The following is a 6,698-nucleotide window of genomic DNA, read 5'->3' on the forward strand; positions in this document are numbered from 1 at the left end:
CGACACGCATGCCGCAGACCGGGTCGATGGCGGTAAGGTACTTTTCCGGCTCGGCCGTGAATTTTGAACGGCAGCGCTCGCTGCAGAAATGATAGAGATGGCCGCCATGCTCGGCTGTCGGCTTGCCGGCGGCCGGATCGACGGTCATGCCGCAGACCGGATCGCGAATGACGGCGTCGGCGACGGACGGAACAGCTTTTGCCGCGCAGCAGCCGCTATGGGCGTGATGGTCATGGTCGGAATGCGTCATGCGGAAATGCCCCTGTGTCTCGGTTCTGAAACGGAGGTAGTGCTTCCAGTGACTGGAAGGTCAAGGACCAATTTCTGTTTTTCTTGCCGAGGCGCGCGCCAAACCGCCGGCGGACAATCCCGCATCCAGCCGCCGCCGCATGCCATCGACGACTCCGTGGAGAGCGTGTCCGTCCGCCCCATACCCAGCGCCGCGAAAACGCGCTATAGACGCCGCCAAAACGGCGAGGCCGAACGGCACTTATGGCAAGAATCTCTCTAAAGCTCGATGAACTGATCGACAGCCAAGCCTTGCGCTGCGAGATGACGGCGCTGACCGCGGCCACGGCAGGCGACGGCTCCGGCAAGGCTGCGCGCGCCGGTGTTCTCCAGCTTCTCAAGGGCAGACTGACCGCCGGCCGCAGCATCGCCGAACGCCTGCTGATGGACGACGGCAGTGGCACCGCCTGCGCCGCCCGGCTGTCGCATCTCATGGACGAGATCATCCGCGCGCTCTACGATTTCGCCGCCAGCCATGTCTATCGCGTCAAAAACCCGTCATCGGCCGAACGCATGGCCGTCGTCGCAGTCGGCGGCTATGGCCGCGGCACGCTGGCGCCGGGATCCGACATCGATCTCCTCTTCCTGCTGCCCTACAAGCAGACGCCATGGGGCGAGCAGATCGTCGAATACATGCTCTACATACTTTGGGATCTGGGGCTGAAGGTCGGCCACGCCACCCGCAACATCGACGAATGCCTGCGGCTGTCGCGCACCGACATCACCATCCGCACCTCGATTTTGGAAGCGCGTTTCCTGTGGGGCGAGCAGAAGCTCTATGACGAGCTCTTGCAGCGTTTCGACCGCGAGGTGGTGCGCACGACCGGGCCCGAATATGTGCAGGCCAAGCTTGCCGAACGCGACGAGCGCCATGCGAAGGCCGGCGAAAGCCGCTATCTGGTCGAACCCAACGTCAAGGACGGCAAAGGCGGCCTGCGCGACCTGCAGACGCTGTTCTGGATCGGCAAGTATTTCTACCGGGTGCGCACCGGCGAGGAGCTGGTCGACAAGGGCGTCTTCACCGGCACCGAATACCGGGAGTTCCAGAAGGCCGAGGATTTCCTGTGGGCGGTGCGCTGCCACATGCATTTCCTCACCGGCAAAGCCGAGGAACGGCTGCATTTCGACATCCAGCGCGAGATCGCCGAGCGGCTGGGCTATACCACACATCCAGGCCTGTCGGCGGTCGAGCGCTTCATGAAGCATTACTTCCTCGTCGCCAAGGATGTCGGGGATCTCACCCGCATCTTCTGCGCTGCACTCGAGGAAGAGCAGGCCAAGCATGTGCCGGGCTTCAACCGCATCTTCCTCACCTTCTCGCGCCGCAAGCGCAAGCTTGCCGGCACGTCCGATTTCATTATCGACAACCATCGCATCAACGTCGCCGACGACCTGGTGTTCGAGCGCGATCCGGTCAATCTCTTGAGGCTGTTCTGGTTCGCCGACAAGCACGGGCTGGAATTTCACCCCGATGCGCTGAAGCTGCTGACCCGTTCGCTCGGCCTCGTCGGCAAGGCGCTCAGGCGCGACGAGGAAGCCAACCGGCTGTTCCTCGACATATTGACGTCGGACCGCAATGCCGAACTCAATCTCAGGCGCATGAACGAGGCGGGACTGCTGGCAAAGCTGATCCCGGATTTCGGCAAGATCGTCGCCATGATGCAGTTCTCGATGTACCACCACTATACGGTGGACGAGCACCTGATCCGCTGTATCGGCGTGTTGGCCGAGATCGAGCGTGGCGACGGTGAAAAGATCCACCCGCTTGCCCACACGCTGATGCCGGGGCTGAAGAAAAGCCGCGAGGCGCTCTACGTCGCGGTGCTTTTGCACGACATCGCCAAGGGACGGCCCGAGGACCATTCCGAAGTGGGTGCCCGGATCGCGCGGCGCACCTGCCCGCATATGGGGCTGTCGGCGGCCGACACCGAAACAGTTGCCTGGCTGGTCGAGAACCACCTCGTCATGTCGATGACGGCACAGACCCGCGATCTCAACGACCGCAAGACAATCGAGGATTTCGCCGCGATCGTGCAGTCGGTCGAACGGCTGAAGCTGCTGCTCATCCTCACCGTCTGCGATATCAGAGGCGTCGGGCCGGGCGTCTGGAACGGCTGGAAAGGCCAATTGCTGCGCACGCTCTACTATGAGACCGAATTGCTGTTGACCGGGGGATTTTCGGAAGTGTCGCGCGCCGAGCGAACGGCGGCGGCACGCGAGCGGCTGGCCGAAGCGCTTGCCGATTGGTCCGAAAAAGCCCGCAAGCGCTATGTCGGCCTGCACTACGAGAACTATCTGCTGACGGTCGATCTCGCCGACCAGCTTCGCCACGCCGAATTCATCCGCGAGGCGGATGCGGCGGGCAAGAAGCTCGCCACGATGATCAAGACCCATCAGTTCGAGGCGGTGACCGAGATCACCGTGCTGGCGCAGGACCATCCCCGCCTGCTTTCGGTCATTGCCGGGGCATGTGTGGCGGCCGGCGGCAACATTGTCGACGCGCAGATCTTCACCACCGCCGATGGCCGCGCGCTGGACACCATCCTGATCTCGAGGGAATTCGACCGCGACGAGGACGAACGCCGCCGCGCCGGGCGCGTCGGCCGCCTGATCGAGGATGTGCTGTCGGGCAAGAGCTGGCTGCCGGAGATGATCGAGAAGCGCACCAAGCCGCGGCGCGGCGCCAAGGTCTTCCGCATCCCGCCGCGCGCCGAAATCCGCAACACGCTGTCGAACCGGTTCTCGGTGATCGAGGTCGAGGGGTTGGATCGGCCGGGCCTGCTGTCCGAGATCACCGGGGCGTTGTCCGACCTGTCGCTCGACATCGCGTCGGCACACATCACCACCTTCGGCGAAAAGGTCATCGATACCTTCTATGTAACCGATCTCACCGGCCAGAAGATCGACAGCCCGACGCGCATGGCCGCCATCCAAAACAGGCTGGTCGCGGTTCTCGAAGGCACCGTGCCGGAGCGCGGCGGCAAGGCCAAGGCCGCGGCCGAGTGACAACCACCATTTATTTGTCCCAATCCTGCAGGCAGTCTCCAGACGCATGAGCCTTGTCAAAAAGTTCGCGACGGTCGCTTCCGGCACGCTGATGAGCCGTGCCCTCGGCTTCGGCCGCGAGATGCTGATGGCGGCCGCACTCGGCACCGGGCCGATTGCCGACGCCTTCAACGCGGCGTTCCAGTTTCCCAATACCTTTCGCCGGCTGTTTGCTGAAGGCGCCTTCAATGCCGCCTTCGTGCCGCTGTTCGCCAAGGAAATCGAGACCCACGGCACCGATGGCGCCAAGCGCTTTTCGGAAGAGGTGTTCGGCGTGCTGTTCACGGCGCTGCTGGCGCTGACCATCGCCATGGAACTGGCGATGCCGCTGATCGTGCGCTACCTGGTGGCGCCGGGCTTTGCCGACACGCCGGGAAAGTTCGAGATGACGGTCCGGCTTGCGACCATCATGTTTCCCTACCTGATCTGCATGTCGCTCGGCGCCATGATGGCCGGCATGCTGAATTCGCTGCGCCGCTATTTCGCCGCGGCGGCGGCGCCAGTGTTCCTCAACATCATCCTGATCGGCGTGCTCGCCTATTCCTGGCACAAGGGATCGGACGCGCGCACCGTCGGCTTCGCGTTGGCCTGGGGCGTGATGGCGGCGGGGCTGGTGCAACTGGCGATCGTCTGGGTGGCGGTGCGCCATGCCGGCATCTCGATCGGTTTCCGCAGGCCAAAGATGACGCCCAATGTCAAGCGGCTGCTGATCTTGGCGCTGCCGGCGGCAATCACTGGCGGCATCACTCAGATCAACCAGCTGATCGGCACCGCGATCGCCTCGGCGCAGGACAGTGCGGTGTCGTCGCTCGCCTATGCCGACCGTATCTACCAGCTACCGCTCGGCGTCGTCGGCGTCGCCGTCGCCATCGTGCTTCTGCCCGAACTGTCGCGGGCGCTGAAGTCAGGCAATCTGATCGAAGCGGCCAATCTGCAGAACCGGTCGGTGGAGTTCACCTTGTTCCTGACCTTGCCGGCGGCGGCGGCACTGCTGGTCATGTCGGAGCCGATCGTGGGGTTGGTCTATGAACGCGGGGCATTTGCCGCCAACAACTCGACGCCAATCGTGGCGGCAATCCTGGCGATCTTCGGCTTGGGTTTGCCGGCCTTTGTGCTGATCAAGGCGTTCACGCCCGGCTATTTCGCCCGCGAAGACACGCGCACGCCGATGATCTTCGCCGCCATCGCGGTGGCGGTGAACATCACCACCGCGCTGACGCTGTTTCCGCAGATGGGCGCGCCGGGCATCGCCGTCGCCTCGGCCGTCGCCGGCTGGGTCAATGCGCTGATGCTGCTCGGCGTGCTGATCCGGCGCGGTCACTGGGGCCGCGACGTACCACTCATGAGACGCATCCCACGGCTGGTGCTGTCGGCGGCGGTGATGGGGGCGGCGCTCTATTTTGCCGAGCACTGGTTTGCCGCCCAACTGGCCTCGGGCTCACCGCTGGTCGTCAAAGCTACGACGCTTCTCGCGCTGGTTGCCGGCGGAGCGTTGCTTTATTTCGTCACAGCCTTCGCCACCGGCGGCGCCGATTTCGGCATGATCCGGCGCAATGTCAGGCGGAAGGGATCGCCGCCTGTCAGTGAGCCGAACGATAGCGGCTCTGTCGACAAGCATTAGTCTTCACGGACAGTTGGTCATAGACCGAGCGCGGCAGCGGGTTGCGCGCTTGCTTGCTAAGCTCAATCCCGAACTCGGCCCGAAGCCGTGCCGCCGTTTCCAGCGGCGTCTCACGATTGCGCCAGCGCCCAAGAGCTTCACGCATGGCAATCACAATCGCCTCGGTGATGCCGACGCCTTTGACCTTGGCGAAGGCTCGCGTCAACCTGTCCGTCGGCCTGTCAAGCCGAGCGACAAGCGCAACAAGCGCGATGCCTCAAACGGTATGGAACAAGCAATCTGGCCCGAAGCGATTTGCCCCGCCGTGCTAGCCGACAACCTCTTGATCCGCTCCCCGCTCTCGTCCATAAGCGCGCCGTCGAAAGACTTTCGCCGCGTGCGAAACGGCCCTCCACAAGCCAGGGAAACACCATGACTGACTCCAATCAGCCCGCCTTCAATCAGCCTGCCTTCAAGCCACTTGTCTTTTCCGGCGTCCAGCCGACCGGCAACCTGCATCTCGGCAACTATCTCGGCGCCATCAAGAAATTCGTCGCCCTGCAGGACACCTCCGATTGCATCTATTGCGTCGTCGACCTGCATTCGCTGACCGCGCAGCTTGTCCATGACGATCTCAAGGACCAGACACGCTCGATCACCGCGGCGTTTCTCGCCTCCGGCATCGACCCGAAGAAGCACATCGTCTTCAACCAGTCGCGGGTCATGCAGCACGCCGAGCTTGCCTGGATCTTCAATTGCGTGGCGCGCATCGGCTGGATGAACCGGATGACGCAGTTCAAGGACAAGGCCGGCAAGGACCGCGAGAACGCCTCGCTGGGGCTGCTTGCCTATCCGAGCCTGATGGCGGCCGACATCCTCGTCTACCGCGCCACCCACGTGCCGGTCGGCGATGACCAGAAGCAGCATCTGGAGCTGACACGCGACATCGCGCAAAAATTCAACAACGACTTTTCGGACCGCATCGCCGGCCTTGGCGTCGGCGTCGAGATGAAGGTCGGCGAGGAGACGGTGAACGGTTATTTCCCGCTGACCGAGCCGATCATCGGCGGACCGGCGGCGCGCATCATGTCGCTGCGCGACGGCTCCAAGAAGATGTCGAAGTCGGACCCGTCGGACCTGTCGCGCATCAATTTGACCGACGATGCCGACAGCATCTCGAAGAAGATCCGCAAGGCCAAGACTGACCCCGAGGCATTGCCAAGTGAATTGGACGGCCTTGCCGGCCGGCCGGAAGCCGAAAACCTGGTCGGCATCTATGCGGGTCTGGCCGAGATATCGAAGGAGGCGGTGCTGAAAGAGTTCGGCGGCCAGCAGTTTTCGGTGTTCAAGCCGGCGCTGGCCGACCTTGCCGTGGAAAAGCTGGCGCCGGTCGCCGGCGAGATGCGCCGCATTTCTGACGACCGCGCATATGTCGACGCAGTGCTGAGGGATGGCGGCGAACGCGCCGGCACACTGGCCGAAGCGACGATGAAGACGGTGCGCGACATCATCGGCCTGCTGCAAGGCTGATCTGCACCCAACATCGCTGCACCCGCGGGTCGCTTGCGGCCGGGCTGTGGCGGTGGCAGATTGCGACCGAAACCATCGAACAGGGTGAACATGGTCTCCAAACGCCTCAGCCGCGAAGCCGGCCATCGCCGCAAATTCCTGGCGATCATCGACGACACGCCCGAATGCGAGCGGGCCGTCGCCTACGCCTCGAAGCGCGCGCAGAGCACCAGCGGCGTGCTGGTGCTGCTCTATG

General features: G+C 63.6%; 5 protein-coding genes and 1 pseudogene. 4 read left to right on the top strand and 2 right to left on the bottom strand.

What is annotated here, in order from left to right; all coding sequences use genetic code 11:
• Positions 1-250 (bottom strand): YHS domain-containing protein (locus tag EOA86_RS16560; RefSeq protein ID WP_128342620.1); only part of this gene is annotated, 250 nt, incomplete at its 3' end.
• 242 nt (positions 251-492) lie between these two features.
• Here EOA86_RS16560 and EOA86_RS16565 point away from each other — a divergent pair.
• Together EOA86_RS16565 and murJ are read left to right on the top strand one after the other, a co-directional pair.
• Entirely contained in the window at positions 493-3,294 is a 2,802-nt protein-coding gene (locus tag EOA86_RS16565) for a [protein-PII] uridylyltransferase (RefSeq protein ID WP_128342622.1), read from the top strand.
• A gap of 46 nt (positions 3,295-3,340) precedes the next feature.
• Positions 3,341-4,954, top strand: coding sequence for a murein biosynthesis integral membrane protein MurJ (murJ, locus tag EOA86_RS16570; RefSeq protein ID WP_128342624.1), 1,614 nt, complete (start codon positions 3,341-3,343; stop codon positions 4,952-4,954).
• Here murJ and EOA86_RS16575 read toward each other — a convergent pair.
• Complete coding sequence (locus EOA86_RS16575) at positions 4,914-5,207, bottom strand: type II toxin-antitoxin system VapB family antitoxin (RefSeq protein WP_206630044.1); 294 nt, start codon at positions 5,205-5,207, stop codon at positions 4,914-4,916. The genes murJ and EOA86_RS16575 overlap by 41 nt on opposite strands.
• Positions 5,208-5,365: 158 nt before the next feature.
• Here EOA86_RS16575 and trpS point away from each other — a divergent pair, with 158 nt between their 5' ends.
• Both trpS and EOA86_RS40340 read left to right on the top strand, forming a co-directional pair.
• Entirely contained in the window at positions 5,366-6,463 is a 1,098-nt protein-coding gene (gene trpS, locus EOA86_RS16580) for a tryptophan--tRNA ligase (protein WP_128342628.1), read from the top strand.
• Between the two features lie 90 nt (positions 6,464-6,553).
• Positions 6,554-6,698, top strand: a pseudogene (locus EOA86_RS40340) (universal stress protein); the annotation flags it as partial.

Origin of the sequence: Mesorhizobium sp. M5C.F.Ca.IN.020.32.2.1, from assembly GCF_004023105.1 — a bacterium.
GTDB lineage: Bacteria > Pseudomonadota > Alphaproteobacteria > Rhizobiales > Rhizobiaceae > Mesorhizobium > Mesorhizobium wenxiniae.